This window comes from uncultured Aquabacterium sp., from assembly GCF_913773725.1.
Lineage (GTDB): Bacteria > Pseudomonadota > Gammaproteobacteria > Burkholderiales > Burkholderiaceae_C > Aquabacterium.
On sequence record NZ_CAJYGK010000033.1, the window covers coordinates 1 to 25,488 of the forward strand.

Annotated in this window: 26 protein-coding genes and 1 tRNA gene; 7 read left to right on the forward strand and 20 right to left on the reverse strand. The window is 67.5% G+C overall.

From position 1 onward, the window contains the following. The coding region (locus QZ709_RS03230; protein WP_294635902.1) for a hypothetical protein at positions 1-181 on the reverse strand (181 nt) is incomplete at its 3' end. Positions 182-220: 39 nt separating this feature from the next. Between QZ709_RS03230 and rsmD the strand changes: the two genes are divergently transcribed. The 3 genes from rsmD to QZ709_RS03245 are packed head-to-tail and all read left to right on the forward strand — an operon-like array spanning position 221 to position 1,794. Continuing rightward, positions 221-946: a 16S rRNA (guanine(966)-N(2))-methyltransferase RsmD gene (gene rsmD / locus QZ709_RS03235; protein WP_294635903.1), complete on the forward strand. Its 726-nt coding sequence runs from the start codon at positions 221-223 to the stop codon at positions 944-946. Between the two features lie 60 nt (positions 947-1,006). Further along, complete coding sequence (gene coaD / locus QZ709_RS03240; RefSeq protein ID WP_294635904.1) at positions 1,007-1,510, forward strand: pantetheine-phosphate adenylyltransferase; 504 nt, start codon at positions 1,007-1,009, stop codon at positions 1,508-1,510. 23 nt (positions 1,511-1,533) lie between these two features. Further along, positions 1,534-1,794: a YfhL family 4Fe-4S dicluster ferredoxin gene (locus QZ709_RS03245; protein WP_294635905.1), complete on the forward strand. Its 261-nt coding sequence runs from the start codon at positions 1,534-1,536 to the stop codon at positions 1,792-1,794. Between the two features lie 89 nt (positions 1,795-1,883). Here the strand turns inward: QZ709_RS03245 and QZ709_RS03250 are convergent, their stop codons facing one another. From QZ709_RS03250 to QZ709_RS03285, 8 genes are all read right to left on the reverse strand, one after another. Continuing rightward, a complete protein-coding gene (locus QZ709_RS03250) occupies positions 1,884-2,345 on the reverse strand; it encodes a hypothetical protein (protein WP_294635906.1) in 462 nt (153 codons plus the stop codon). Next, entirely contained in the window at positions 2,342-2,971 is a 630-nt protein-coding gene (pth, locus tag QZ709_RS03255) for an aminoacyl-tRNA hydrolase (RefSeq protein ID WP_294635907.1), read from the reverse strand. Before pth ends, QZ709_RS03250 begins: the two co-directional genes overlap by 4 nt. 83 nt (positions 2,972-3,054) lie before the next feature. Next, the gene (locus QZ709_RS03260) at positions 3,055-3,678 is read right to left on the reverse strand and encodes a 50S ribosomal protein L25/general stress protein Ctc (RefSeq protein ID WP_294635908.1); all 624 of its coding nucleotides are present in this window, start codon (positions 3,676-3,678) and stop codon (positions 3,055-3,057) included. Positions 3,679-3,761: 83 nt separating this feature from the next. Beyond that, complete coding sequence (locus QZ709_RS03265) at positions 3,762-4,724, reverse strand: ribose-phosphate pyrophosphokinase (RefSeq protein ID WP_294635909.1); 963 nt, start codon at positions 4,722-4,724, stop codon at positions 3,762-3,764. Between the two features lie 169 nt (positions 4,725-4,893). Further along, positions 4,894-4,970 (reverse strand) — tRNA-Gln (locus QZ709_RS03270). 140 nt (positions 4,971-5,110) lie between these two features. Continuing rightward, positions 5,111-5,998 (reverse strand): 4-(cytidine 5'-diphospho)-2-C-methyl-D-erythritol kinase, encoded by an 888-nt coding sequence (ispE, locus tag QZ709_RS03275; RefSeq protein ID WP_294635910.1) that lies wholly within the window; start codon positions 5,996-5,998, stop codon positions 5,111-5,113. Between the two features lie 8 nt (positions 5,999-6,006). Beyond that, entirely contained in the window at positions 6,007-6,534 is a 528-nt protein-coding gene (locus tag QZ709_RS03280; RefSeq protein ID WP_294635911.1) for a lipoprotein insertase outer membrane protein LolB, read from the reverse strand. Positions 6,535-6,584: 50 nt separating this feature from the next. Beyond that, positions 6,585-8,441 carry a tetratricopeptide repeat protein gene (locus QZ709_RS03285; RefSeq protein ID WP_294635912.1) on the reverse strand — a complete coding sequence of 619 codons (1,857 nt, stop codon included), beginning with the start codon at positions 8,439-8,441 and terminating at the stop codon, positions 6,585-6,587. Positions 8,442-8,498: 57 nt separating this feature from the next. On the opposite strand from QZ709_RS03285, the gene mutM reads away from it, so the two are divergent. From mutM to mutY, 3 genes are all read left to right on the forward strand, one after another. Further along, positions 8,499-9,347 (forward strand): bifunctional DNA-formamidopyrimidine glycosylase/DNA-(apurinic or apyrimidinic site) lyase, encoded by an 849-nt coding sequence (mutM, locus tag QZ709_RS03290; protein ID WP_294635913.1) that lies wholly within the window; start codon positions 8,499-8,501, stop codon positions 9,345-9,347. A gap of 105 nt (positions 9,348-9,452) precedes the next feature. Then, on the forward strand, positions 9,453-11,489 hold the full coding sequence (locus QZ709_RS03295) for a dynamin family protein (protein WP_294635914.1): 2,037 nt from the start codon (positions 9,453-9,455) through the stop codon (positions 11,487-11,489). Next, entirely contained in the window at positions 11,486-12,583 is a 1,098-nt protein-coding gene (gene mutY / locus QZ709_RS03300) for an A/G-specific adenine glycosylase (RefSeq protein WP_294635915.1), read from the forward strand. The genes QZ709_RS03295 and mutY overlap by 4 nt, the downstream gene beginning before the upstream one ends. 51 nt (positions 12,584-12,634) lie before the next feature. Here the strand turns inward: mutY and xth are convergent, their stop codons facing one another. The 4 genes from xth to QZ709_RS03320 all read right to left on the reverse strand — a co-directional run bounded on the left by xth (position 12,635) and on the right by QZ709_RS03320 (position 16,304). Next, positions 12,635-13,417 (reverse strand): exodeoxyribonuclease III, encoded by a 783-nt coding sequence (gene xth, locus QZ709_RS03305; RefSeq protein WP_294635916.1) that lies wholly within the window; start codon positions 13,415-13,417, stop codon positions 12,635-12,637. Positions 13,418-13,677: 260 nt separating this feature from the next. Further along, positions 13,678-14,883, reverse strand: coding sequence for a 3-oxoadipyl-CoA thiolase (pcaF, locus tag QZ709_RS03310; protein WP_294635917.1), 1,206 nt, complete (start codon positions 14,881-14,883; stop codon positions 13,678-13,680). A 38-nt stretch (positions 14,884-14,921) separates the two neighbouring features. Further along, on the reverse strand, positions 14,922-15,581 hold the full coding sequence (locus QZ709_RS03315) for a 3-oxoacid CoA-transferase subunit B (RefSeq protein WP_294635918.1): 660 nt from the start codon (positions 15,579-15,581) through the stop codon (positions 14,922-14,924). 24 nt (positions 15,582-15,605) lie between these two features. Next, positions 15,606-16,304 carry a 3-oxoacid CoA-transferase subunit A gene (locus QZ709_RS03320; protein ID WP_294635919.1) on the reverse strand — a complete coding sequence of 233 codons (699 nt, stop codon included), beginning with the start codon at positions 16,302-16,304 and terminating at the stop codon, positions 15,606-15,608. Between the two features lie 231 nt (positions 16,305-16,535). On the opposite strand from QZ709_RS03320, the gene QZ709_RS03325 reads away from it, so the two are divergent. Further along, a complete protein-coding gene (locus QZ709_RS03325; protein ID WP_294635920.1) occupies positions 16,536-17,339 on the forward strand; it encodes an IclR family transcriptional regulator in 804 nt (267 codons plus the stop codon). 54 nt (positions 17,340-17,393) lie between these two features. Here the strand turns inward: QZ709_RS03325 and pcaD are convergent, their stop codons facing one another. The 7 genes from pcaD to QZ709_RS03360 all read right to left on the reverse strand — a co-directional run. Beyond that, on the reverse strand, positions 17,394-18,653 hold the full coding sequence (pcaD, locus tag QZ709_RS03330; protein WP_294635921.1) for a 3-oxoadipate enol-lactonase: 1,260 nt from the start codon (positions 18,651-18,653) through the stop codon (positions 17,394-17,396). 121 nt (positions 18,654-18,774) lie between these two features. Then, positions 18,775-21,135 carry an ATP-binding protein gene (locus tag QZ709_RS03335; protein WP_294635922.1) on the reverse strand — a complete coding sequence of 787 codons (2,361 nt, stop codon included), beginning with the start codon at positions 21,133-21,135 and terminating at the stop codon, positions 18,775-18,777. Between the two features lies 1 nt (position 21,136). Beyond that, positions 21,137-22,114: an ABC transporter substrate-binding protein gene (locus QZ709_RS03340; RefSeq protein ID WP_294635923.1), complete on the reverse strand. Its 978-nt coding sequence runs from the start codon at positions 22,112-22,114 to the stop codon at positions 21,137-21,139. A 154-nt stretch (positions 22,115-22,268) separates the two neighbouring features. Next, positions 22,269-22,790, reverse strand: coding sequence for a dihydrofolate reductase (locus QZ709_RS03345; protein WP_294635924.1), 522 nt, complete (start codon positions 22,788-22,790; stop codon positions 22,269-22,271). 15 nt (positions 22,791-22,805) lie between these two features. Then, a complete protein-coding gene (locus QZ709_RS03350; RefSeq protein WP_294635925.1) occupies positions 22,806-23,648 on the reverse strand; it encodes a thymidylate synthase in 843 nt (280 codons plus the stop codon). Positions 23,649-23,718: 70 nt separating this feature from the next. After that, complete coding sequence (locus tag QZ709_RS03355; protein ID WP_294635926.1) at positions 23,719-24,402, reverse strand: OmpA family protein; 684 nt, start codon at positions 24,400-24,402, stop codon at positions 23,719-23,721. A gap of 139 nt (positions 24,403-24,541) precedes the next feature. Next, on the reverse strand, positions 24,542-25,488 hold a 947-nt coding region (locus QZ709_RS03360; protein ID WP_294635927.1), incomplete at its 5' end, for an ATP-binding cassette domain-containing protein.

Genomic DNA, 25,488 nt, shown 5'->3' on the forward strand with positions numbered 1-25,488 from the left:
CTGCCGGCTGGCGGTGCGAGGGCGCGGCAGAAGCGGGGGCGTCCACGGGCGTCGCCGTGGCGGCCGGACTCGGCGGCTCGACAGCGGGGCTGGGGGCCGGTGCGGGCGCCGGCGTCGGCTCCGCGGGCGCCTCTGGGCTGGACTGCCCCCATCCCAGCTTTTTCTTGATGAAACTGAACATTCGGTGATTGTAGAGGCCGCCCCTTCTTACAATTCACCGATGGCATCTCCTCCTCCCGATTCGCCCGGTGGCCCGCGCCGCCAGCCTGCCGCTTCCCGCCGCGCCGCATCGGCCGGCATCCGGAATGCACCGGCCGGGCGGGCGGTGGACAGCAAGGCCGGCCAGGCGGCGCTGAAGGTGGCGAGCACCGCAGCGCAGCAGGTGAGGATCATCGGGGGGCAATGGCGGCGCACGCCTCTTCCCGTGCCGGTGTCTGCGGGGCTGAGGCCCACGCCCTCCCGGGTGCGCGAGACCTTGTTCAATTGGCTGGGCCAGGATCTGCAGGGTTGGCGGGTGCTGGACGCCTTCGCTGGCACGGGCGCGCTGGGCTGGGAGGCAGCCTCACGCGGAGCGGAAGAGGTGGCGATGCTGGAGCGCGAGCCTGCGCTCGTGCGCTCGCTGCAAGGCGTCCAGAACCGGCTGAACGCCGGGCAGGTGCGCGTCCTGCAGGCCGATGCGCTGTCGTGGATGGCGCAGCCCGCCCAGGCGGGGCGCTTCGATCTGGTCTTTCTCGACCCGCCCTTCGATGACGCCGACTTCGATCGCACCCTGGAGGTCGCGCGGGGCTGCGTGCCCGATGGCGGTTGGGTCTACCTTGAAGCGCCCCAGCCCTTTGCTTCGCGGCCCGGACTGAAGTTGCACCGGCACGGTCAGGCTGGCGCGGTGCATTTTCACCTTTTCATGCGCGTGGACGCCGCTCAGGTCGCCCCACCGACAGAAGCCTGAGCCTTACACTCGGGCGCGTTGCCTCTGGGTCGCCCAGCCTGTTGCCTTTCGGAGTTCTGCTTGAGTTCGTCTGCTCCCCTCACCGCCGTCTACCCTGGAACATTCGACCCGATGACCCTGGGGCACGCCGACCTGATGCGGCGTGCGAGCCAGTTGTTCGGTCGGCTCATCGTTGCGGTGGCCGCAGGCCATCACAAGAAGACGATGTTCTCGCTGGAAGAGCGCCTGGAAATGGGCAAGGAACTGGCAGCCGAGTACCCCAACGTGGAAGTGATCGCCTTTGAAGGCTTGCTGCGCGATTTCGTGGTGGCGCATGGGGGGAAGGTGGTCGTGCGCGGTCTGCGCGCGGTCAGTGACTTCGAGTATGAGTTCCAGATGGCCGGCATGAATCGCCAGTTGATGCCCGATGTCGAGACGGTCTTCCTCACTCCGTCCGACCAGTTTCAGTTCGTCTCGGGCACCTTTGTGCGCGAGATCGCCATGCTCGGGGGTGACGTGTCGAAGTTTGTGGCGCCCAATGTGCTCGCACGGCTTCACGCCCGTGTCGCACAGCGCCGGTCCTGAGCCATCCTGAAAGCGGAGCGACCATGGCCCTGACCATCACCGAAGAGTGCATCAACTGCGACGTCTGCGAGCCCGAATGCCCGAACCAGGCCATCTCCATGGGCGAGACCATCTACGTCATCGATCCTGCCAAGTGCACGGAGTGCGTCGGCCACTTCGATGAGCCGCAATGTGTGCAGGTCTGTCCGGTGGAGTGCATCCCGGTCCACCCGGATCACGTCGAAACCCGTGAGCAACTGATGGCGAAGTATGTCGCCTTGCAGGTCGCCGCAGGCAAGGCCTAGTCGGCTTTGACCATGCCGGCAGGGGCGTCGGGCCCGGATCTCCAATCAGTCTGGTGCGGCCGCGTGCCGCTCGTTTGGGCAGCGGTGTGTCAGGGCTGACCGGCGGCGGCTTGGCGAGGCGCGCGGGCCGTGAACAGACGAGATCTGTCCGGCCGATGGCGGCGCTCCTTCTTGCTGGTGTGGGCTCCGTCGTTTCGCTCCACGCGCATCCCGGTGGCCACATGGCTGCCTGACAGCGAGGCCGGCTGTACGGCTTGGGCGGGTTCTGCGCCTGGCCGTCGCGCGTTCGCTTGCTGCATGAGCTTGCGCTGCTCGGCGTGCCGCACCAATGCCTCGTGCACCTGGGCTTCCGATCGCGTGTCCCGGCTCACGGACCGAGCCTCGCCCCCCTCACAGGGCGTCTGGCTGAACAGCACTGCTCCTGCTTGATGGCATCTGTACACGATGGTGTGGCCGGTGACGCGCGGATCGGCCGGCGCGGCCAGGCTGGAAGACAGTGCCGACACCAGGACGAGCGGCAGCAGGGCGGGGAGCAGACGGGACAAGGTCATGGCTGGGAAGGCGGTTCGTCCGGGGTGGGAGGCTTGCGCGGTGGCTTGGGACGCTGGGGGCCTGCGTGCACCTGAGCCGTGGCCTTGGCCATGTCACCAGCCAGCAGGGCCTCGGTGGCGTCCAGGGCCTGGTCGATGCATTTGTAGATGGCTTCCCGCTCGGGTTGCGGCGGCTTGCGCAGCACATAGGCCGCCACCTCGTGCTTGACACCGGGGTGGCCGATGCCCAGGCGCAGGCGGTGGTAGTCGCCGGTGCCGAGTTGGGCGTGGATGTCACGCAGGCCGTTGTGACCGGCGTGTCCGCCCCCCTTCTTGAGCTTGACCTGGCCGGGCAGCAGGTCCAGTTCATCGTGGGCCACCAGGATCTCGTCCGGGTTGATCTTGAAAAACCGCGCCAGCGGGGCCACGGACTTGCCCGACAGGTTCATGAAGGTCTGAGGCTGCAGCAGCCACACCGGGCCTTGCGGCAGGTTGGCGCGCGCCACCAGCCCGTGATAGGCCCGATCCGGCTGCAGGTGAACCCCGAACCGGCGGGCGAGCGCGTCGATGTACCAGAAGCCCGCGTTGTGGCGGGTGTCCTCGTATTCAGGGCCGGGGTTGCCCAGGCCGACAAACAGGCGAATCATGATGGAGAGCGATTATCGGGAAGCCATCTCACAAAAGAAAAGCCCCGCCGAGGCGGGGCTTGACTGTGCCGAAGCGCAAGAAATTACTTCTTGCCCTTCTTGCCCTTGGCGGGCTCGGCGGCCACCGGAGCGGCCACGATTTCTTCGGCAACCGGCTCGACCACGGTGGCAACCACCGGGTTCTTGCGACCGTGGGTGATGACCTTGATGTGGCTGTCGAGGGTCAGGTCTTCCACGTGGATCGACTGGCCCTTGACGACGTTGGCCAGGTCGACGGTCAGGAACTCGGGCAGCTGTTCAGCCAGGCACTCGATTTCCAGTTCGGTCACGACGTGGTTGATCAGGCACTTGTCGATCTTGACGGCCTGCGATTCGGCTTCGTTGACGAAGTGCAGGGGCACCTTCTTGCGGATGCGGGTGGTGGCGTCCACGCGCTGGAAGTCCACGTGCAGCACGAGGCGCTTGAACGGGTGAACCTGGTAGTCGCGCAGCAGGACCTTCTGCACTTCGCCGTTCAGTTCCATGTCCAGGATGGACGAATGGAACTGTTCCTTGCGCATGGCGTGGAACAGGGCGTTGTGGTCCAGCTCGATGTTCAGCGGTGCCTTGCCGGCGCCGTAGACGATGCCGGGGGTCTTGCCGGAATTGCGCAGGCGGCGGCTCGCTCCGGTCCCCTGCAGATTGCGCTCAAAAGCGACGAATTTCATGGAATGCTCCAAGTGGATAAAGCGCCCGCGACCAGGCGCTGTGAAATGACGTCGGCCTTGCGGCGTCGGTCAGAGAAAGCAGATCAGAAGTTGTTGTTCTGTTCTGCGAAGAGGGAGGTCACCGAATCGCCGTCGGTGATGCGACGGATGGTTTCGGCAAACAGGAAGGCGGTGCTCAGCTGGCGGATCTTGGGCGTGCCCTTGGCGGCTTCGGCCAGCGGAATGGTGTTGGTGATCACGACTTCATCCAGGTGCGAAGCCTTGATGCGCTCGATGGCCGGGCCCGAGAACACGGCGTGCGTACAGTAGGCGTACACGCTCTTGGCGCCGCGCTCCTTCAGCACCTCGGCGGCCTTCACCAGGGTGCCGGCGGTGTCGATCATGTCATCCATGATCACGCAGTTGCGGTTTTCGATTTCGCCGATGACGTGCATCACTTCGGACACGTTCGCCTTCGGGCGACGCTTGTCGATGATGGCCAGGTCGCAGCCGAGTTGCTTGGCCAGCGCACGGGCGCGCACCACGCCACCCACGTCGGGCGATACGACCACGAGATCTTCGTACTTCTTGGCCTGCAGGTCGGACAGCAGCACGGGCGACGCGTAGATGTTGTCGACCGGGATGTTGAAGAAGCCCTGGATCTGGTCGGCGTGCAGGTCCATGGTCAGGACGCGGTTGACGCCGACGGCTTCCAGCATGTTGGCCACGACGCGGGCCGAGATGGGCACGCGGGTGGAGCGCGGACGGCGGTCCTGGCGGGCGTAGCCGAAGTAGGGGATGACAGCCGTGATGCGCTGGGCCGAGGCACGCTTGAGCGCGTCGACCATGATCAGCAGTTCCATCAGGTTGTCGTTCGTCGGGGCGCAGGTGGACTGCACGACGAACACCTCACGACCGCGCACGTTCTGCTGGATCTCGACCGTGGTCTCGCCGTCCGAGAAGCGGCCGACAGCGGCCTTGCCCAGAGAGATGCCGAGGCTGGTGGCGATTTCCTGAGCGAGCGCCGGATTGGCGTTGCCGGTGAAGAGGACGGTGTCGGAGAGCATGGGCGGGCCGTGGGGGAACGGAGATGATGACGAAATGACCATCTGCCCTGTCACCTTGCCCCTGAGGAAAACCGGAGCCTGTCCGGTTGATGCCTGCTGGCATCGGCCTTCGCGGAAGGTTCAGGGCAGGTGATGTTGTGTGATCAGCAAAGACCGCACAGAAGAAATCTGGCAGGGGAGGAAGGACTCGAACCCTCGCATGTCGGAATCAAAATCCGATGCCTTAACCAACTTGGCGACTCCCCTACTCAGGACACAGTCTTGAACTGACGTTCTTGTCTGCGACCTAGTAAGCTGTTCTCTTGTCGAGAGCCTCAGATTGTATGTCGATTTTTGCGACGTTTGCAAGTCTGTTGCGTCTCTGCATCATCTGTCTGTCGTGCTGATCAATCGTCGATTGGCTCAAGCATGTCCAGCAGAGGGTGCCGAGGCAGACCGCGCGTCACGCGACCGACCCAGTCCGGATCATTCAGGCCCACATCGCGAGGCCGGAAGCCGTTTTCAGGCTGGGCATCATGGTCGAGCCATGAAAACACCGTGCTGCCTGAACCCGTCATCCGGCTGTTGCCGAAGCGGTTCTGCATGATCTCAAGCGCTTGGCTGACTTGACTGCTGTATGCCGTTGCGGGCTTTTGCAAGTCATTTCTGCCGAAGCGCTTGGGCGCTGCAAGAAAGACTGCGACTATAGCATGCGGTGTGTCGCGTTTCAACGCGGGCGATCCAAAAATCGCCGCGGTGGGCACCGCGACCGGCGGTTTCAGCATGGCCAGTGGCGTTTTCAACACACTGTCTGGCAGGTCGACGGGCGTGATGGCTTCGCCCACCCCTTCGACCCAGGCGTTGCGGCCGCGCACGAAGAACGGGACGTCGGCGCCCAGTCGCAGCGCGAGCGCTTCGAGGCGCGTGCGGGGCCAGCCCAGGCCCCAGAGTTGATTCAGGCCGAGCAGCACCGTGGCGGCGTCGGAACTGCCGCCACCCAGGCCGGCGCCCCAGGGGACGTGCTTGCGGATGCCGATGTCGCAACCGAGGCGCGTGCCGCTTTCTGTCTGCAGCAGACGCGCTGCGCGCAGGCAGAGGTCGTCGTCGGGCAGGGGCACCGTGAGGTCATGCCGCAGCAGCCGACCGTCGGTGCGCAAGGTGAGGTCGATGCTGTCCTGCCAGTCGATCAGCATGAAGGCGGACTGCAGGAGGTGGTAGCCGTCCGGGCGGCGCCCGGTGACGTGCAGGAACAGGTTGATCTTGGCCGGGGCGGGCAGGCCGATGAGGGCAGACATGGAAAAGCTCAGCGGTCGGGATGGATGCGGATGGTGACCGGACGTTGTGAGGCGCTGCCCGGGCGTTCGGCCACGATGCGGCCTGCGGCCGGATCCGGTCGGCCGATGCGCCAGCCGACTTGCTCGAAGGCGGCCCCGTCGGATATGGGCTGGTGTGGCAGGTCGGGGGCAGGGACGCCCTGCATCCACCATGGCAGGGCCTGAAGTGGCAGGGTTTCGCCGAAAAGCCGCTCGCTGAGGGCTTCCAGCGAGGGGAAGGGCTGGCGCTGTCGGCCGTCGTCCAGCCAGACGCCATCTGCTTGCCACTCGACCCGTGCCATCTGGCTGCCCAGGGGCGTCATCAGGGCCATTTGTCCGGCTTTGTCGCTGCCCTCAAGAAAGTAGCCGACGGTGATGCCCTGGGCCGGCTGGTCCAGCCAGGCGGCCAGCTTGATGCTCATCTGGCCTTGAAGCGACCAGCGTGGCACCGTGTCGGTCTGGCTGGCGGGCGGGGAGGGGGGCTCGGTGGGCTGGATGGACGCGCAGCCTGCAGCCAACAAAGTTGCTGCGACGCAAAGAGCGTATCGGATGGGCTGAACGCGGTCGCTCACAGCTTGATCTTCAGTCGCTTGAGGGTTTCCACAAGCGTGTCGTTCTCGGGTTCGTTCTGACGCGACTCCCGGAAGTAACGCAGGGCCTCTTCGCGCTGGCCCATCTGCCAAAGCACCTCACCGATGTGGGCTCCGATCTCTGGGTCCGGGCGCTTGTCGTAAGCTTCTTTCAAGGTGCGGAGCGCCTCTTCGAGCTGGCCGCTGCGGAACATCAGCCAACCGAGGCTGTCGGTGATGAAGGGGTCGCCAGGGCGCAAAGCCAGGGCGCGATCGATCAGCTGGCGAGCTTCATCAAGACGGATGCCACGGTCGGCCAGGCTGTAGCCCAGCGCGTTGAAGGCGTTGGCGTTGTCCGGGCTGAGCGTCATGACCTTGCGCAACAGGGTTTCCATCTGCTCGTGACGCCCCAGGCGCTCTGCGACCATGGCCTGGTCGTACAGGATGTCGCCATCTTCCGGGAAGCGCCGCGCGCCATCGGCCAGCACATCATGGGCTTCCTGCAGGCGACGCGCCTCTCTGAGCAGTTGCGCCTCCGCCTGGATTTTGATCGCCGCATCCCGAGGTTCGGTTTCGGGCAGCTTGCGCAGGGTCGACCGTGCTTCCTGGAGCCGGCCCATCCGCATCAGGATGCGGGCACGGTGCGTCTGGATGCCGAGGACCTGGTTGTCCGGGTCGGCGCGTCCCAGCCAGTCCAGGGCCGCCTGCGGTTGCTTGCGCTGCTCGGCAATCTGGGCCATGAGGATGCAGGCCTGTTGCTGTTCGGTCAGGCCGCTGCCGGCCGCGTCACTCACCATGAGGGGCAGGTTGCCGCTGCGATGCGGGTTCTCGGCGGGCTTGGTGGCCAGCACCTGACGGAGCGCGACCTCCGCCTTGTCCAGTTGACGGAGCTCGATCCGCACGGCGGCCAGCGTCAGCCAGATGCCCGGCTGATCCGGCTGCGTCGCAAGCACCGCATCCAGTTGTGCCGCGGCCTCTTCATAGCGTTTGAGCGCAGCCAGTTTGCGGCCATAGGCCAGGCGCACGATCGGTGGTGCATCGGGCTGGGCCAGTTGTGCCTGGATCAGCTCCTCCGCCCCGGCCTGGGCGCCCATGAGGTCGACGGCCAGCAGGCCGGCAAGAGGGAGGGCTGGCTTGAGGGTAAGGGCCCGTTGGGCCGCGGCCATGACCTTGTCCGGTTGCCGCGCGCCAAGCCAGGCCTCGCCACTGGCGGCCCAGGCTTCGGCCAGTTCAAGCGGGGGCTGACGCCACGGTTGGGTCGCTTCGTCGACCACCCGGGCGATCGCCGGTTTGTCCGGCAGGCGCTGCAGGCTGCGGGGGATGCCGGCGATGACCTGGGGCTGCTGAGGTGCGGGGGTGAGCTGGATCAGGGCGCGCAGGGGCGGAGCCAGTTCGTTGGTGCGGCCCAGCGCGATGAGGATCTGCGCGGTGTAGTCGGCTGCTTCCCTGGACTGGGGCAGGGCCTGGCGCCAGGCCTTCGCCGCAGCCAGAGCCTGTTCCCCGGCTCGCGCCCCGAGCGCGATGTCGACGGCGCGCTGGTAGAGCTGGCTGTTCTGTTGACGTCGCGCTGCCTCCAGGTAGAGCTGGTAGGCCGGGCCTGCGTTGCCGCCGTTGGCCTCGAGTTCGGCAATCAGCACCTGATAGAAGAGCGCCGCGTCCATGCCCGAGTTCTGCACCGAGGCCTGCGAGGCCGCTGCGGCGGGGGCCGGCGCCGCGGCAGGGGCGGCCTGCGCGCGCGACGGACCGGCGGTCAGCACCCCGATGATGCCGAGGGCCATCGCCGTGAGGGCGGGCGCGGCGCGGCGCGTGGACGGTTGGGGCTGGGGATGCAGAGGGCGATGAATGACTGAGGGCATGTGCACTCCAAAGGTACAACCATTCTATTGAGTGGTCCCGGGCCGGATAATTCCTTCATGCCGGAATTGCCAGAAGTCGAAGTCACGCGTCGCAGCTTTGCCGACCGCATTCAGGGTTCGGTCGTGCGGTCGCTGCATCTGGGCAAGCCCCTGCGCTGGCCCTTGGGTCGGGCACCCGATGAGCTGGTGGGTTGCGAGGTGGGGGCGGTGCTGAGGCGGGGCAAGTACCTGTGGTTGCCGTTGCGCCGTGCCGACCCTTCCGGCGCGTCGGGGGGCGATGAGGGCGGTCTGCTGATCCACCTGGGCATGTCCGGCTCGCTGCGGTTCGGTGCCGATCTGGGGCCCCGTGGTCCGCACGACCACATGGAATTGGTGACATCTCGGGGTCAGTTGCGCCTGACCGATCCGCGGCGGTTCGGGGCGGTGCTCTGGGGGCCCTCGACGACCTTGGGATGGCCGGGCAAGCTGCTGTCCGGGCTGGGCTGTGAGCCCACGGATGAGCGGCTGGATGGCCGGTATCTGCAGGCACGGCTCAAGGGGCGCCGCACCCCGATCAAGCAGGCCTTGATGGCCGGGGACATTGTGGTGGGGGCTGGGAACATCTACGCCTGCGAAGCCCTGTTTCGTGCGCGGATCGATCCCCGCACGCCCGCAGGCCGGCTGAGCCTGGCGCGCTGCCAGCGCCTGGTGGACGAAGTGCGCTCGGTGCTGGCGGAAGCCATCGAACTGGGTGGATCGAGCCTGAAGGACTTTCGGGATGCGCACGGTGCCCAGGGGCACTTTCAGTTGAGTACCGCCGTCTATGGGCGCGAGGGGGAGGCGTGTCGCGTCTGCCTGAGCCCGGTGAAGCGCGTGGTGCTGGGGCAGCGCGCCACATTTTTCTGCGGCAATTGTCAGAAGAGGTGACAGTCGTACGGTCTGTTGCCAAACGGGCTGTTTTGCCGGCGATGGCGGCGTTTTTGCCTGGTTTGGCGCTCCTGAGGCTGAGCCGCTTGCGCTAGGATGCCCTCCATGATGCCGACCTTTGCCAGCCACCTCGACGCCCTGGGGCAGTGGCGCGCCGACACCGACGCCCGCCTGGCGGCGCTGGCGCGTTTCGCGCGCGAGCACGACCTGCTGGACGACGCATCGGCCGAGTGGTTCGAGGCCATGCGCCACCGCCTGTCTGGCGAGAAGCTGATGGTGGCCTTCGTGGCCGAGTTCTCGCGCGGCAAGTCGGAGTTGATCAACGCGATCTTCTTCTCGGACAAGGGGCGGCGCATGATGCCGGCCTCTGCCGGGCGCACCACCATGTGTCCGGTGGAGCTGGGCTACGACGCCGAGGACCCGGTCGGGCTGTCCTTGCTCCCCATCGAAACCCGGTTGGAAGCGGCTTCGCTGGCCGAGTACCGTACGCGCGGCGCGGCCTGGACCTGGATCGGGTTGGACCTGGACAACCCGGACGGCATGGCCGAGGCGTTGGCCCAGGTGGTCCGCACGCGTCTGGTGTCTCAGGACGAGGCGGCCAGGCTGGGCTTCTGGGATGCGGCGCGGCCGGACGACAACCCGCCTGTGCAGGCCGACGGGCTCGTCGAGATCCCGGTGTGGCGACACGCGCGCATCAACCTGCCACATCCCTTGCTCAAGCGGGGGCTGGTGGTGCTGGACACCCCGGGGCTCAATGCCATCGGCACAGAGCCTGAATTGACGCTGGGGCTGCTGCCCCAGGCCCATGCCACGGTGTTCATCCTGGGGGCGGACACCGGTGTGACCCGCTCGGATCTCAGCATCTGGCGCGATCACCTGTCGGGGCCGGCGCTGGCGCGGTATGTGGCGCTCAACAAGATCGACACCTTGGCGGACCCGCTCAGTGCGCCCGACGAGGTGGCGGCCGTGATCGAGCGGCAGCGCGACAGCGTGGCGCAGACACTGGCGATCCCGGCAGCCCATGTGTTCCCGATTTCTGCCCGGCTGGCTCTGACGTCCCGTCTGTCGGGCGATGGCCATGGCCTGGCTGCCAGCCGGATGGAGGCGTTCGAGCACGCCTTGTCCGAAGGGCTGTTGCCGCGTCGACGCGACATGCTGGCCGATGCAGCGGTGCAGGGGGCGCAGCGCTTTCAGCATCAACTGCAGCGCCGCTTCGGCGAACTGCGACGGTTGTATGCCGATCAGTTGCTCGAGTTGCGCGGGCTGCGCGGCAAGAGCACCGGCAAGGTTCAGCTGATGCTGCAGCGTGTGCAGGCCGAGGCCACCGAGTTCGAGCAGTGCACGGCCCGGTTGCAGGCCATGCGCAGCGTGCACGCCCGGATGCTGAAGGACGTCCTCAAGGAGTTGTCGTCCGACCGGGTGCGTGCTGAGGTCGAGGTGTTGCAGCAGGTGCTGGGTGGCTCGTGGCTGCCTCTGGGCGCACGCAAGGCGTTCATCGACCTGTGTGGGCGCCTGAGGGGGCTGATCGAGCAGGCGCAGCAGCGCAATGATGAGGTGCATGCGATGCTGGTCGCCTCGTTTGCGCGGCTGAACGCCGAGTTCGGTTTCAGCCTGGTGGCCGACAAGCCGGTCGATGTGCGCAAGTACACGGAAGATCTGGCGCTGATCGAGCGCAACTACGTGCAGTATCTGGGACTCAGCCAGGCCTTCCGGCTGGCGCAGCCTGGCTTCCAGGAACAGTTCCGCCGGATGCTGATTTCGCGGCTGCGCGTGGTCTTCGAGACCGTCAGCAACGACATCGAGTTGTGGAACAAGACGGCATCGGCGCAGGTGGACAGCCAGCTGCGGGAGCGTCGGCGCAACTTCAAGCGGCGCTATGAATCGCTGGACCGCATCCAGGCGGCTTCGGGCGAACTGGATGTGCGTTTGCAGGAGGTGCAGGCGCAGGACGAACGCGTGCTGCAGCTCCAGACGCGCCTGACGGTGCTGGTGGACGATCTGGTCGAGCAGGCGCACAGCGACGGTGGCCTCGGTGTGGCACCACCGCTGCCGATGATGGACCTGGACTTGAACCTGGATCTTCTGGACCCGTCGGAGGAGGCTTCGCCTCAGCCGGACGCGGTGCCGAGCCAGAACGCATGAGGGTGCGCAGTGCAGACGACCTGCTGCGAGATGCGCAGCAGGTGAGCCCGGCCCTGGCCGAGCGCCTGGTGGCGTGGCAGCGCAGCGAGGGGCGGCACCACCTGCCATGGCAGCAGGTGCGCGATCCCTATCGGGTGTGGCTGTCGGAGATCATGCTGCAGCAGACGCAGGTGAGCACCGTGCTGGGCTATTTCGACCGGTTTCTGGTGCGGTTTCCCGATGTGCAGGCTCTGGCGGCAGCGCCACAGGACGAGGTGCTGGCCTTGTGGGCTGGCCTGGGCTATTACAGCCGGGCGCGCAACCTGCACCGCTGTGCGCAGGCCGTGGTGGCCGAGCATGGCGGTGTCTTCCCTCGTTCTGCCGCGGCCCTGCAGACCTTGCCGGGCATCGGCCCCTCGACAGCCTCGGCGATTGCCGCCTTCTGCTTCAACGAGCGCATCTCCATCATGGACGGCAACGTCAAGCGTGTGCTCGGGCGTGTGCTGGCTTGGGGTCAGGATCTTTCCGTGAAGGCGCACGAACGGGCGCTGTGGGCGGCGGCGCAGGCCGTGCTGCCGGCACGCGCCGAAGACATGCCGGCCTACACGCAGGGGCTGATGGACCTGGGCGCCACGCTGTGCACGCCGCGCAAGCCGGCCTGCCTGACCTGCCCGTGGTCGGATCTGTGCCTGGGGCGCCGGGAAGGCGATCCCGAGCGCTTCCCGGTGAAGGGCCGCAAGCTGGTCCGCGGTGAACGCGAGAGCTGGTTGCCGTGGCTGGTGTGGCGCGATCAGGTGTGGCTGCAGCAGATGCCGCAGACGGGTGTCTGGGGCGGGCTGTGGACCCTGCCATTGCTGGACAGCGAGGCCGCGCTGCAGACGCTGCTGGGCACCGAGTTGCTGGCGCTGGGGGAGCCGCAGCCGCGGACCAAGCATGTGCTGACGCACCTGGACTGGTGGCTCAATGTGCGGCGCGTGGAGCTGCCCCATGACGAGGCGGCGCGGGCCTTGGCCGAGCGCCTCCGCGCGCACGACGCCTCGGGCCGGTGGGTGGCGATGGCGGAGCTGGCTCGATGGGGGCTGCCGGCCCCGTTGAAGCGCTGGCTCGTTGGCTGAGCCCGTCGGTGTCCGCCGACGCGGGCCTGCCGGGCCGCGTGGCAGCGGATTTCAGACCAGTGTGACGATGACCGGTGCGTGGTCGCTCGGGCGTTCGTTCTTGCGCGGCGCCTTGTCGATCACGCAGGCCTGCAGCCGCGGCGTCAGGGCCGTGCTGGTCAGGATGTGGTCGATGCGCAGGCCCTGGTTCTTGCGGAAGGCCAGGTTGCGGTAATCCCACCAGCTCCAGGGCTTGGGTGGCTGCTCGAACTGGCGGAAGGCATCGACAAAGCCAAGGTCGAGCAGCTGCTGGAAGTGAGCGCGTTCTTCCACCGTGCAGTGGATCTGGTCCTTCCAGCCGATGGGGTCGTAGACGTCGGCGTCGGTGGGGGCGATGTTGAAGTCGCCCATCAGCACGACCTGCGGGTGCCTGGCCAGTTCGTCGCTCAGCCAGGCTTCCAGCGCGGTGAGCCAGCCCATCTTGTAGGCAAACTTGTCGCTGCCCGGGGCCTGGCCGTTCGGGAAGTAGCAGCCGATGACGCGCACCGGGCCCAGTTCGGTTTGTCCCAGCGTGCCGGCGATCACGCGGGCCTGCTCGTCCGCGAAGCCGGGGATGTTGCGCACGATGTCGGTGGCCTCGGTGCGCGTGAGCAGGGCCACGCCGTTGTAGGTCTTCTGGCCGAACCACTGGGCCTGGTAGCCGGCGGCGGCCAGCTCGGCGTGCGGAAACTTGTCGTCGGTGAGCTTGGTTTCCTGGAGCACGATGGCGTCGACCGGGTTGGCGGCCAGCCAGTCGAGGAGCTGAGGCAGGCGGACGGCGAGCGAGTTGACGTTCCAGGTGGCGAGCTTGAGCATGGTGGGTTCTGTGAGGGCGGGTCGGTGCGCTGTGGGGCGCAGGCGCTCACTGTAGCGGGTCTGGATGAGGAGGGCGGCGCCAGGGGCCGATGACGGTGGGGGCGCTCCACCCAGCCTTGCCTGCGAGGCTCGATTGCAGACAAAGTCGCAGACGCAAAAAAGGGGCCCCATTCAGCCCCGTGAAAGACGCTGTGGGGCCACCTTGTGAGCAGCCCCGCAGCGTCGCCGTTCCGTCCGAACGGTGTCTGTGGTCGGTGCGTTTACACGCGCTCGACGATGATCGCAATGCCCTGACCGACGCCGATGCACATGGTGCACAGCGCATAGCGGCCGCCGGTGCGGTGCAGCTGGTTGATGGCCGTGGTGACCAGGCGCGCGCCGCTGGCCCCCAGCGGGTGGCCCAGGGCAATGGCGCCGCCGTTGGGGTTCACACGCGGGTCGTCGTCACGCAGGCCCAGTTCGCGCAGCACGGCCAGGCCCTGTGCGGCAAAGGCTACGTTCAGCTCGATCACGTCCATCTGCTCGAGCTTCAGGCCGGTTTGGGCCAGCACCTTCACGGTGGCGGGCGCCGGGCCGATGCCCATGATGCGCGGGGCGACACCGGCCGTGGCCATGCCGACGATGCGGGCACGCGGGGTCAGGCCCTGACGCGCGGCGGCGCCTTCGCTGGCCAGGATCAGCGCACAGGCGCCATCGTTCACGCCCGAGGCGTTGCCGGCGGTCACGGTGCCATCGGGGCGCACCACACCGCGCAGCTTCGCCAGCGCTTCCATCGTGGTCTCGCGCGGGTGTTCGTCCTTGCTGATGACGATCGGGTCGCCCTTCTTCTGAGGGATCGTGACCGGCGTGATCTCGCTGTCGAAGAAGCCGGCCTTCTGCGCGGCCACCGTCTTCATCTGCGAGGCCAGGGCCATCTTGTCCTGGTCTTCGCGGCTGATCTTGAAGTCGGTCGCGACGTTCTCGGCCGTCTCGGGCATCGAGTCGACGCCGTAGAGCTGCTTCATCAGCGGGTTCACGAAGCGCCAGCCAATGGTGGTGTCGTACACCGCGTTCTCACGGGCGAAGGCCGACGTGGCCTTGGGCATCACGAAGGGCGCGCGGCTCATGCTTTCCACACCGCCGGCCAGCATCAGCTCGGCCTCGCCGGACTTGATGGCGCGGGCGGCGGTGCCGATGGCGTCCATGCCCGAACCGCACAGGCGGTTCACGGTGGAGCCGGGCAGGGTCAGCGGCAGGCCGGCCAGCAGCAGCGACATGCGGGCCACGTTGCGGTTGTCTTCACCGGCCTGGTTGGCGCAGCCGTAGATCACGTCGGAAAACGCGTCCCAGTCGAGCTGCGGGTGGCGGGCGGCCAGCGCCTTCAGCGGCACGGCGCCCAGGTCGTCGGCGCGGACGCCGGAGAGGCTGCCACCGTAGCGGCCGAAGGGGGTGCGCAGGGCGTCGCAGATGTAGGCGTGTTGGGTCATGGTGTCTCCTGTATCCGGGGGGCGGGTGCGGGCCGTGCTCAGGCCTGCACGAGCGTGACGCCGGGGGTCATGGCCTGCAGGGCCTCGAATGTCAGGCCAGGGGCCAGGTCCAGCACGCGGGCTTCGCCGTTCACCAGGTCGATCACGGCCAGGTCGGTGTAGAGGCGGCTGACGCAAGCGATGCCGGTGATGGGGTAGGTGCAGGTCGGGGTCAGCTTGGCTTCGCCCTTCTTGGTCAGGTACTCCATCATCACGTAGGTCTTCTTGGCACCGATGGCGAGGTCCATCGCGCCGCCCACGGCGGGAATGGCGTCCGGTGCGCCGGTGTGCCAGTTGGCGAGGTCGCCGCCGGCCGACACCTGGAAGGCACCCAGCACGCACACGTCGAGGTGGCCGCCGCGCATCATCGCGAAGCTGTCGGCGTGATGGAAGAAGCAGCCGCCCGGCAGCAGGGTGACGGGCTGCTTGCCGGCGTTGATGAGGTCGAAGTCTTCTTCGCCTTCCTTCGGCGCCGGGCCCATGCCGATGACGCCGTTTTCGGAGTGCAGCACGACTTCCTTGTCGGCCGAGAGGTGGTTGGCCACGGCCGTGGGCAGGCCGATGCCGAGGTTGACGACGGCGCCGTCGGGGATGTCCTGCGCGACGCGGGCGGCCATCTGGTCACGGGTCCAGCGGGTGTAGCTTTGTTCCTGGCTCATGGGGTGATCCTTGTGTGATGGCGTTCAGGCGCGCTTGAAGCCGCCGGCCGAGGTGGCCACGCGGTCGATCTTCACGACGCGCTGCACGAACAGGCCGGGCGTGACGACGGTTTCCGGGTCGATCGAGCCGAGTTCGGCGATCTCGTGCACGGTGGCGATGGTGGTCTTCGCGGCCATGGCCATGATCGGACCGAAGTTGCGGGCCGTCATGCGGTAGGTGAGGTTGCCCCAGCGGTCGCCCTTTTCGGCCTTGATGAGGGCGAAGTCGGCGTGGATGGGCGACTCGAGCACGTACATCTTTCCGTTGATCTCGCGCGTTTCCTTGCCTTTGGCCAGCTCGGTGCCGTAGCCCGTGGGCGTGAAGAAGCCGCCAATGCCGGCGCCCGCGGCGCGGATGCGCTCGGCCAGGTTGCCCTGGGGCACGAGTTCCAGCTCGATCTCGCCGGCGCGGTACAGCGCGTCGAAGTGGTGGCTGTCGGCCTGGCGGGGGAAGGAGCAGATGATCCTGCGCACGCGCTTGTTGGCGAGCAGCGCGGCCAGGCCCGTGTCGCCATTGCCGGCGTTGTTGTTGACGATGACCAGATCCTTGGCGCCGGTCTCGATCAAGGCGTCGATCAGTTCATTGGGCTGGCCGGCCGTGCCGAAGCCGCCAATCATGACGGTGGCGCCGTCGCGGATGTCGGCCAGCGCCGCGGACGGCGTGGCCACGATCTTGTTGATCATGGTGTCTCTCTCGGTGTGGGCGTGGGCGCGTCGCCACGCAAAAGCGGGGGTCGTCGTCGGAACACCGGAGCATTTGATCTTCCTGTGTTCTAATAACGAACAAAGATTCGAATAAAGAACATGGTGAGGGTAACGCGCCGTGCGCAGCGCTGTCAATCGGCTACGCTGCAGGGCGTGCGTTGTTCGCGCAGCGACCTTTGCTTTTTCGGGTCGTTCGAGGAGTGCCGAGACATGCCGGAAACCAACGAGACATCAGCCGCCCAGGACGAGCCGCTGCGGCCGAGCGACAGCTACGTGCAGTCGTTCGCGCGGGGGCTGGAGGTGTTGCGCAGCTTCGGCGCCGAAGCGCCGTCCCAGACCCTGTCCGAATGCGCCGAGCGCGTGGGCCTGACCCGGGCCGGCGCACGCCGGATCCTGCTGACCCTGCAGACCCTGGGCTACGTCGAGCAGGACGGGCGCCAGTTCCGGCTCACGCCCAGGGTGCTGGAGCTGGGTTTTGCCTACTTGAGTGCGCAGCCCTGGTGGCACCTGGCCCAACCGGTGATGGAGGAGCTGACCCGCGACCTGCGCGAGTCATCGTCGGCCGCGGTGCTGGATGGGGACGACATCGTGTACGTGCTGCGCGTGCCGGCTCACCGCATCATGTCGATCAACCTGGGGGTGGGCACGCGGCTGCCGGCCTATTGCACGTCGATGGGCCGGGTGCTGCTGGCAGCCTTGCCTGAAGACGAGCGGGCGCGCCGTGTGGGGGCCATGACGCTGACTGCGCGCACGCCGCACACCGTGACCGACCGGGATGCCTTGCTCGACGTGCTGGCGCGCGTGCGCCGCCAAGGGTGGGCCCTGATCGACCAGGAACTGGAGCTGGGCTTGTTGTCACTGGCGGCGCCGATCCGGGATCGAAGCGGCCGCGTGGTGGCGGCCGTCAACGTCAGCGGCCAGGCGCAGCACACCACGGTGGATCACATGATGGGCGAGTACCTGCCCCGTCTTCTTGCAACGGCCGACCGCATCAGCGCGATGATGGGCGGCTGAGCGCGGTGCGCGCCGGGCCTGCACCTCTCTGCCGAGGGCAGGCCATTCAGGACCTCAGGCGAGGCGGGCCAGCCAGTCCTGCACGCAGGCGGTGAACGCTTCCGGCTGCTCGAGCACGCTCAGGTGCGAGGCTTCCGGCAGCACCACGAGCGTGGCGCCCGGTGTGGCCAGGGCGATCGTCCTGGACATGGCGGGAGGGGTGCCCATGTCGAGTTCCCCGGCGATGACCAGCACCGGCACGGTCAGCTGTCCCAGCCGGGCGGTCGTGTCGATCTGGCTGATGGCCTGGCATGTGGCGATGTAGCCGCGCGCATCACAGGCGACGACGCGCTGGCGCCAGCGGGCCACGGTGGCCGGGTGTGCGGCCCGGAAGCCATCATGGAACCAGCGCTGCATGGCGCCATCGACGATGCCTTCCAGCCCACCGGATTCGATCGCGGCGATGCGCTGGGCCCAGCCCGCCTGGGCCTCGGCGGTGTAGCCGCTGGTGGTGTTGGCCAGCACCAGGGCTTGCACCTTGTCAGGGTGCTGCAGCGCGAGTTCCTGGCCCACCATGCCGCCCATGGACAGGCCGATGAAGGTGACCGGGCCACCGACCTCGTCGATCAGCCGTGCAGCGTCGTCGCACAGGTCCTGCATGGTGTACGGCCCCGTGGGCACCTCGCTCAGGCCGTGGCCGCGGTGGTCGTAGCACACCACGCGGTGGTCCCAGGCCAGGACGTTGGCCAGGTGGTCCCACATCATCACGTCGCACCCCAGCGCGTGGCTGAGCACGATGGTGCGACGGGGGGGCAGCCCGTTGCGCGGCTCGCGCACCGTGTAATGGAGCCGTGGCGTGGTCTGCGTGAAGCGGCTGATCCCCACGCCGGGATGGCCGGCACCCTGCACGTCCAGCTGCTCCAGCCAGGGCGCGAATTCGGGGCCGAGTTCGCGCAGGATCTTCACCGTCTCGGCAAAGGCGGTGTTGGCCGCGGGCACGCCCGCGTAGATGGCGGCTTGCAGCAGCACCTCCCTCACGTCCTCCACGGTGAGCCGGGTTGCCGGATCACCACCGGCCAGGGCCGCCTGGGTGTGAAGACGGAATTCTTCCCAGCGGCCGAGGGCGGTGGTGATGGCCAACACGATGATGCGGCGGGTGCGGTGATCGAGCCCGGGGCGGCCCCACACCTCATGCCAGGCATAGCGGCTGATGAAGCCCTGGAATTCGGCGGTGAAGGCATTGGCACCGTTCACGGAACGGTCAACCCAGGCGTCGCCCAGGACGCTGCGGCGGTTGCGCAGGCCGCGCTGGAGATCGTGGTCGTATGCAGTCATGGTGTGGCAGCGGGATCGGACAAGAGGGGCCGCGTTCGGGGCGATCGCGGCAGAGACGCCATGTTAGGCAGTGCGCTGTGCGCACGCCAGGCCGCCCGGCCCGGACGCCTGGGGTGCAGTGTCAGCGGACTTCGTCCGTGTCGGGGCCGGCTGAATGGGGGCCGGGTGGGCGCACGTTGGCACGCCAACGCTCGATCTCCGACCTCAGCAGCCCCAGGTGGATCGGTTTGGTGATGTAGCCGTCGAAGCCGGCCCGGCGCGCTGTGGCGGCATCGCCGACCATGGCGTTCGCCGTCAGTGCGACCACAGGCGTGGTCGTGGTATCAGGCTCGGCCTTGATTCGCCGCAACACCTCGTACCCGTCCATCTCGGGCAGGTTGATGTCGAGCAGCACCAGATCCGGTCTTATCTGTGCGGCGAGCTTGAGGCCGGCGCGTGGGTTGTCAGCGGTCAGCAGGGTGAGGTCAGGCCAGCGAGCGAAAGCCTGCTCGATGAACTGGAGGTTGACCGCGTTGTCTTCGATGCACAGGACCGTGAAGGCGCCAGGGTCTGCGCTTGCGGACGGGGAGGGCGCTGCGTGAAGGGGACTCGGTGCCGCATTGCCCGCTTCGGTTGCGGACGCCGCGCCGGTCCACCGCGTCAGCCGGATCCAGAAGGTGCTGCCCTGACCGGGCTCGCTGGTGACGCCGATCTCGCCGCCCATCAGGCGCATCAGGCGCCGGCTCAGCGCCAATCCGATACCGGTGCCGTCGATCTGCCGGGCATCCGCATCCAGCCGCTCGAAGGGCTTGAACAGACGGGCCTGCTGTTCGGGTGTGAGGCCCATGCCGGTGTCACGAACCTGCAGTTCGACGCCCGTGGCCGAGGGCTCGGGCAGCGCGACGGTGAGATGCCCGCCGCGCCGGTTGTACTTGACTCCGTTGGACAGCAGGTTCAGCAGAACCTGTCGCAGCCGGGTGCGGTCGGCCCTCACCTCGAGCGAAGGATCGATGGCCTCGACGGAGACGCTCACATCATGGCCCTCGGCCAGAGGCCGCATCAGCGCCACGCATTCGTCCACCAGTTCACCCAGCCGGACGCGTTCAAGGCTGACGTTCATCTGGCCCGCCTCCACACGCGACAGGTCCAGAATCTCGTTGATCAGCGTGAGCAGATGATGGCCCGCGCTGATGATGTGCCCCACCTGACGGCGTTGCTTGCCATCGTGCACGGTCACTTCCAGCAGCTGCCCGAACCCGATGATGGCGTTCAGCGGGGTGCGCAACTCATGGCTCATGCGGGACAGGAACTCGCTCTTGCTGCGGTCGGCCCGCTCGGCCTCGTTCTTGGCGGTCAACAGCTCGGCCGTGCGCTCCTGAACCCGTTGCTCCAGTCGCTCGTTGATGCGTGCGAGTTCGATCTCGCCTTGTTTGCGTTCGGTGATGTCCCGCGAGATGACGAGGAAGGTGAGGGTGCCGTCTTCCAGGCGGGTCTTGCGCGCGACGGAGATGTCGAACCAGCGCTGGCCAGCCGGGACGGTCAGCACGACCTCGCGGCCCCACACGCAGCCAGTGCGGGCCGCATCGTCCAGGGCTTGCTGAACCACCTCTGCGGCCTCGGGGGGCATGACCTCGTGAACTGTGCGGCCGACCAGTTCAAGCGGGGCCTGCACCACGAGTTCGGGCCGCATCGCCAGCACGCGCCGGTAGCGACCGTGGGCGTCCAGCTCGAACAGCAGGTCCGGGATGGCCTGCCAGGTGGCGGACAGCTCTTCACGCAGGGCGTCGAGGGCGGCGCCGAGCTGGTCGATCTCCTTGAACCCACCCCGGGGCACCGGGGTGTTCAGCTCACCTCCACGCAAGGCTGTCGCTGCTGCGTCGAGCCGTGCCAGCGGACGGGTGACGTTGCGGCCCAGCCACCAGCCCATGGTGATGAAGACCAGAATGAGGCCGACAAGGTCGGGCAGGCGTGCTCGCAGTTCCTGGCGGGTGGCGTCTGCTCTCTCTTCCTTGAGGTCGTATGCGACATAGGCCAAGCCCCGCTTGAGGCTGCGCACCTCATCCGGACCGGAGGGCCGTTCGAAAGACTGCAGCGCGTCCAGTGTGTTGCGGTCGGCGGTCATGTGCCAGTCGGGCAGGCGGGTGTCGGCTGCGCGCTGGATTCTGGATGCGGCCAGGGCGGGGGCCACGTCGCTCACCCGGCGTCCTCGCCAGTCCGTCCGGTGCGCGCGCAGCACCTCGCCATGCTCGTTGATCAGCAGCACCATGCGCACATGGGGGCGGCTGGCAATCTGGGCGATCTCCGCTGCCACCAGAGCTGAGGCCGTGCCCATGCCTTCGTCACTGAGGCGAACCAGGCGCGCCACGTCGCCAAGGGCTTCCCTCTGCACGGTCTCTGTCAGCTGGTCCTGGCGCTGCTTGAGCGACAACGCCACCGAGACCGTGCCGATCAGGAGCAGCAGGGTCGCCAGTGCGACGGGCAGGAAAAGCCGCAGGGACCGCATGTCAGCCGACCTCCGGCAGGTAGTCGGGGGCGCACACCCCCTCCAGGGACGGAAGCGTCCGCAGCAGCCGGGCATCGTGCATGAGGCGTCCTACCGTCCTGGCTGATTCCAGCAGCTGTGCCTTTTCGCCTCCCAACCAGCGCCGGTTGTCTTCGGCGGTCGTCAGGTGGATGCCACGGAAGGCGTCCAGTACGTCGGCTGTACCCAGTTGCTGGTAAGGGGCCAGGCGTTGCGCGGCATCGTCCGGTTGGCTCTGCAGGTGCGCCAGCGCCAGGAAGTAGCCCTGGATGAGCTCGCGCAGATGGGCCTCACCTTGCGCGTCGACCCCGGGGCCGATGGCAAGCACGTCCACGATGAGCCCGGGAAAGCGGCTGCTGTCGAGCAGCCGATGTGCACCCGCGGCCCGCAATCTGGAGGCCATGGGTTCGAACGTGATCACGGCGTCGACTTCACCAGCGGTGTAGGCCTGCACGTGCTGGTCCGCCGTCAGGGGCACTTTCACAAGATCGGTGGCGTCCAGCCCGGCGACCTCCAGCAGGCGCGAGAGCATCAAGGCCCCCACGGCCGTCGACTCCACCCCGATCCGTTTGCCTTTCAGAGCCTCCACCCGGGCAATGGACGGGTGAGCCATGACCACATCCGCGCCTTGTGACTCGTCGAACACGAGTGCCACGCGCAGATCCAGACCCCCTTCACGCGCCACCAGCAGTTCATCGAGCGTCAGCGCGGCGGCCGACACCCCGTGACTGGCCAGCGCCAGGAGGCTTGCGGTGTTGGACGGAAACTCGACCAGACGGGCTGTGGATTCGCGCAGGTGGCCCAGTTCGCGCGCCAGAAAAAGGAGGGCGTAGCCGATCCAGGCATTCAGCGCCACGCGCAGGGGTGGCGCAGGCGCATGGCAACCCGCGAGCATGGCGCCGCCCAGCAGGCCGGAGGACAGCACGGTCATGCTGCCGGCCAGAAGTGCGCGTCTTTTCATGGTGCCATGGTGCCTTGCCGGGTGAGAACGCGGTCGCGAGAGAGGTCCTGACACGCCACAGGTAAAAGTCTCGCCGCTCCGGGGCAAGACTGCAAGCGCGTCATGGGCATGGCGCAGCAAGGATGTCGGCCGTCACCGCGACCGACGTTGCGTCTCAACGACGCCGGCGGTAGGTCACGAAGGCAAAAGACGGCTGTCCCGGGGCTTCTGCGCGGTGTTCTTCACGGAAGACCTCGGAAAAATCGTCGCGGGGCCACTCGGGGAAGAAGGTGTCCGCGTCGTACTCGGTGTGGACCTCCGTCAACACCAGCTCGTCCACCCGCGGTAGGGCGGCGGCATACAGCTGTCCGCCGCCCATCACGAACACCTTGTCGGCATCGGCCGTCCGGCTGAGGGCTTCATCCAGCGTGTGCACGACCTCGGCACCCGGGGCCTGCAGATCGCGGTTGTGCGTCACCACCACGTTGCGCCGACCGGGCAGGGGGCGAAAGCGCGCGGGCAGGGAGTCCCAGGTCCGTCGTCCCATGATGACCGGGCACCCCATTGTGGTGGCCCGAAAGTGCTTCTGGTCCAGCGGGTGGTGCCACAGCAGCTCGTTGTCCTTGCCGATGGCGCCGTTGGCCGCGACGGCGGCAATGAGGCTGAGGGTGCGGGGTTTGCGGGCTGGGGCAGACATGACGGGTGCCGCCGCTCAGACGGCGACCGGGGCCTTGATGGCCGGGTGGTGCTGGTACTCGGTCACTTCGAAGTCTTCGTATGCGTAGTCGAAGATCGAATCGGGCTTGCGCTTGATGTTCAGCACCGGGTAGGGGTAGGGCGTGCGGCTGAGCTGCAGTTCGACCTGCTCGGTGTGGTTGCTGTAGATGTGGCAGTCGCCGCCGGTCCAGATGAAATCGCCGACGTCCATGTCGCATTGCTGGGCCAGCATGTGGGTCAGCAGCGCGTAGCTGGCGATGTTGAAGGGCACGCCCAGGAAGATGTCGGCGCTGCGCTGGTAGAGCTGGCAGCTGAGCTTGGGGCGCTCGCCTTCCGCCTGCGGCGGGGCAACGTAGAACTGGAAGAAGGCGTGGCAGGGCGGCAACGCCATCTGCTCGATCAGGCCGACGTTCCAGGCGCTGACGATGATGCGGCGTGAATCCGGTGAGGTCTTGAGTTGCCGGACCACCTCGGTGATCTGGTCGACGTGGGTGCCATCGGGCTTCGGCCAGTTGCGCCATTGGACGCCATAGACCGGCCCGAGCGAGCCGTCTTCGCGGGCCCATTCGTCCCAGATCGTGACGCCGCGCTCCTGGAGCCACTTCACGTTGTCGTCACCGCGCAGGAACCACAGCAACTCGACGATGATGGACTTCAGGTGCACCTTCTTGGTCGTGACCAGCGGAAAGCCTTCGCTCAGGTCGAAGCGCATCTGGTGACCGAACACGCTGCGGGTGCCGGTGCCGGTGCGGTCCGTCTTGAGCACGCCCGTCGTGTGGACGAGGCGCATGAAGTCTTCGTACTGGCTGCGCACGGGGCGGTGGGACGACGGGCTCATCAGCGTGGCTCGCAGAGGTGAAAAAAAGCCCTCCATTCTACGGGAGGGCTGTGCGCGCGGGTGAGGCGGGTCAACGGACGGTGCCGGCGGCGGCCTCGGGCTCGCGCAGGAAGATCTCGACACGGCGGTTCTTCGCGCGGCCATCGGCCGTGTCGTTGCTGGCGATCGGCTCACGCTCACCGCGGCCCACGGCTTCGATGCGGGAGCGGCTCACGCCCCGGTCTTCCAGGAAATCGCGCACGGTGTCGGCGCGGGCGATCGACAGGGTGTTGTTGCTGGCATCGCTGCCCACGTTGTCGGTGTGGCCCACCACGCGCACCAGGGTGCCGGGGTTGGCGCGCAGGCCCTCGGCGAACTGCTGCAGCACGGTCCGCAGCTGGGGCTGGAGGGCCGCGCTGCCGGTGGCAAACGAGATGTCGCTGGGGATGTTGAGCTTGAGCTGGTTGTCCTGCGTGCGCACGACGTCCACGCCGGTGCCGGCGGTGGCCTGTTCCATGGCCTGGCGCTGCTCTTCCATGCGGCGCGACCAGACGTTGCCAGCAATGGCGCCGGCCACACCGCCGATGGCGGCACCGCGGACGGTGTTCTTGCCACCCGTGGCCGCGCCCAGCACGGCGCCCGCGACGGTGCCGATGGCGGCCCCCTTGGCGGTGGTCTGCTGGCGTTCGTCCATGTTGGCACAGCCGGTCACGAAGAACGCGGCGCTCAGGGCGGACACGAGGGTGATGCGGGTGAAATGACGGTGCTGGGTCATGGCGTTTCCTTTGTGTTCTTCGACGCGGGCAAGTATCTGCCTCTCGGGTTCAACGCGGCTGCCACTGCCCACGTTGACCGCAGGGACAAGGCCGACACGGCGGCCGCACCCCGCGTCTTGGCACGTGGCGTGCCCGCCCTCAGGCGCCGGTGGACGCGTGGTCGAACTGCATCGCGGCCAGCCGGGCATACAGCCCGTTGCGCGCCAGCAGGTCCGTGTGCCGGCCGATGTCGACGATGCGCCCCTGGTCCATCACCACGATGCGGTCGGCGTTCACCACCGTGCTCAGGCGGTGAGCGATCACCAGGGTCGTGCGGTCTTTCATGGCCTCTTCCAGCGCGGCCTGGACGGCCCGTTCGCTTTCGGTGTCGAGGGCGCTCGTGGCCTCGTCCAGCAGCAGCAGCGGGGCGTTCTTCAGGATGGCGCGAGCAATGCTGATGCGCTGGCGCTGCCCGCCCGACAGGCGCACGCCGCGCTCGCCCAGAAAGGTGTCATAGCCCTCGGGCAGGGCCGAGATGAAATCGTGCGCGTGGGCAGCCCGCGCGGCGGCCACGACCTCGGCGTCGCTGGCGTCCGGTCGGCCATAGCGGATGTTCTCCATGGCCGAGGCCGAGAAGATGGTGCTGTCCTGCGGGACGATGCCGATGCGCTGCCGCAGGTCTTCCAGGGCCAGCTGGGCGATGGGCAGGCCGTCGAGCGCGATGTGCCCGTGTTGCGGGTCGTAGAAGCGCAGCAGCAGCTGGAACACGGTGCTCTTGCCGGCACCACTGGGGCCCACCAGGGCCACGGTCTCGCCGGGTGCGACGTCGAGCGTGAACCCGTCGAGCGACGGATGCTGGGGGCGTGAGGGGTAGTGGAACTGGACGTTCTGCAGCCGCACACCGGTGCCGCCCTGCAGGGCGGGCAGGGGAAGCGGCCGCGGAGGGGAGGCAATGGGCGAGCGCGTGGCCAGCAGCTCCATCAGCCGCTCGGTGGCGCCGGCGGCCCGCAGGATGTCGCCATAGACTTCGGACAGTGCGGCCACCGAGCTCAGCAGTAGGATGACATAGACCACCGTCTGGCCGAGGTGGCCTGCGGAGATCCGCC

Coding starts and splice junctions, on each gene's coding strand:
- rsmD (WP_294635903.1), top strand. CDS start 221: ATGGCATCTCCTCCTCCCGATTCGCCCGGTGGCCCGCGCCGCCAGCCT.
- QZ709_RS03245 (WP_294635905.1), top strand. CDS start 1,534: ATGGCCCTGACCATCACCGAAGAGTGCATCAACTGCGACGTCTGCGAG.
- QZ709_RS03250 (WP_294635906.1), bottom strand. CDS start 2,345: ATGACCTTGTCCCGTCTGCTCCCCGCCCTGCTGCCGCTCGTCCTGGTG.
- pth (WP_294635907.1), bottom strand. CDS start 2,971: ATGATTCGCCTGTTTGTCGGCCTGGGCAACCCCGGCCCTGAATACGAG.
- QZ709_RS03260 (WP_294635908.1), bottom strand. CDS start 3,678: ATGAAATTCGTCGCTTTTGAGCGCAATCTGCAGGGGACCGGAGCGAGC.
- QZ709_RS03265 (WP_294635909.1), bottom strand. CDS start 4,724: ATGCTCTCCGACACCGTCCTCTTCACCGGCAACGCCAATCCGGCGCTC.
- ispE (WP_294635910.1), bottom strand. CDS start 5,998: ATGTCTGCCCTCATCGGCCTGCCCGCCCCGGCCAAGATCAACCTGTTC.
- QZ709_RS03285 (WP_294635912.1), bottom strand. CDS start 8,441: ATGCCCTCAGTCATTCATCGCCCTCTGCATCCCCAGCCCCAACCGTCC.
- mutM (WP_294635913.1), top strand. CDS start 8,499: ATGCCGGAATTGCCAGAAGTCGAAGTCACGCGTCGCAGCTTTGCCGAC.
- QZ709_RS03295 (WP_294635914.1), top strand. CDS start 9,453: ATGATGCCGACCTTTGCCAGCCACCTCGACGCCCTGGGGCAGTGGCGC.
- mutY (WP_294635915.1), top strand. CDS start 11,486: ATGAGGGTGCGCAGTGCAGACGACCTGCTGCGAGATGCGCAGCAGGTG.
- xth (WP_294635916.1), bottom strand. CDS start 13,417: ATGCTCAAGCTCGCCACCTGGAACGTCAACTCGCTCGCCGTCCGCCTG.
- pcaF (WP_294635917.1), bottom strand. CDS start 14,883: ATGACCCAACACGCCTACATCTGCGACGCCCTGCGCACCCCCTTCGGC.
- QZ709_RS03315 (WP_294635918.1), bottom strand. CDS start 15,581: ATGAGCCAGGAACAAAGCTACACCCGCTGGACCCGTGACCAGATGGCC.
- QZ709_RS03320 (WP_294635919.1), bottom strand. CDS start 16,304: ATGATCAACAAGATCGTGGCCACGCCGTCCGCGGCGCTGGCCGACATC.
- QZ709_RS03325 (WP_294635920.1), top strand. CDS start 16,536: ATGCCGGAAACCAACGAGACATCAGCCGCCCAGGACGAGCCGCTGCGG.
- pcaD (WP_294635921.1), bottom strand. CDS start 18,653: ATGACTGCATACGACCACGATCTCCAGCGCGGCCTGCGCAACCGCCGC.
- QZ709_RS03335 (WP_294635922.1), bottom strand. CDS start 21,135: ATGCGGTCCCTGCGGCTTTTCCTGCCCGTCGCACTGGCGACCCTGCTG.
- QZ709_RS03340 (WP_294635923.1), bottom strand. CDS start 22,114: ATGAAAAGACGCGCACTTCTGGCCGGCAGCATGACCGTGCTGTCCTCC.
- QZ709_RS03345 (WP_294635924.1), bottom strand. CDS start 22,790: ATGTCTGCCCCAGCCCGCAAACCCCGCACCCTCAGCCTCATTGCCGCC.
- QZ709_RS03350 (WP_294635925.1), bottom strand. CDS start 23,648: ATGAGCCCGTCGTCCCACCGCCCCGTGCGCAGCCAGTACGAAGACTTC.
- QZ709_RS03355 (WP_294635926.1), bottom strand. CDS start 24,402: ATGACCCAGCACCGTCATTTCACCCGCATCACCCTCGTGTCCGCCCTG.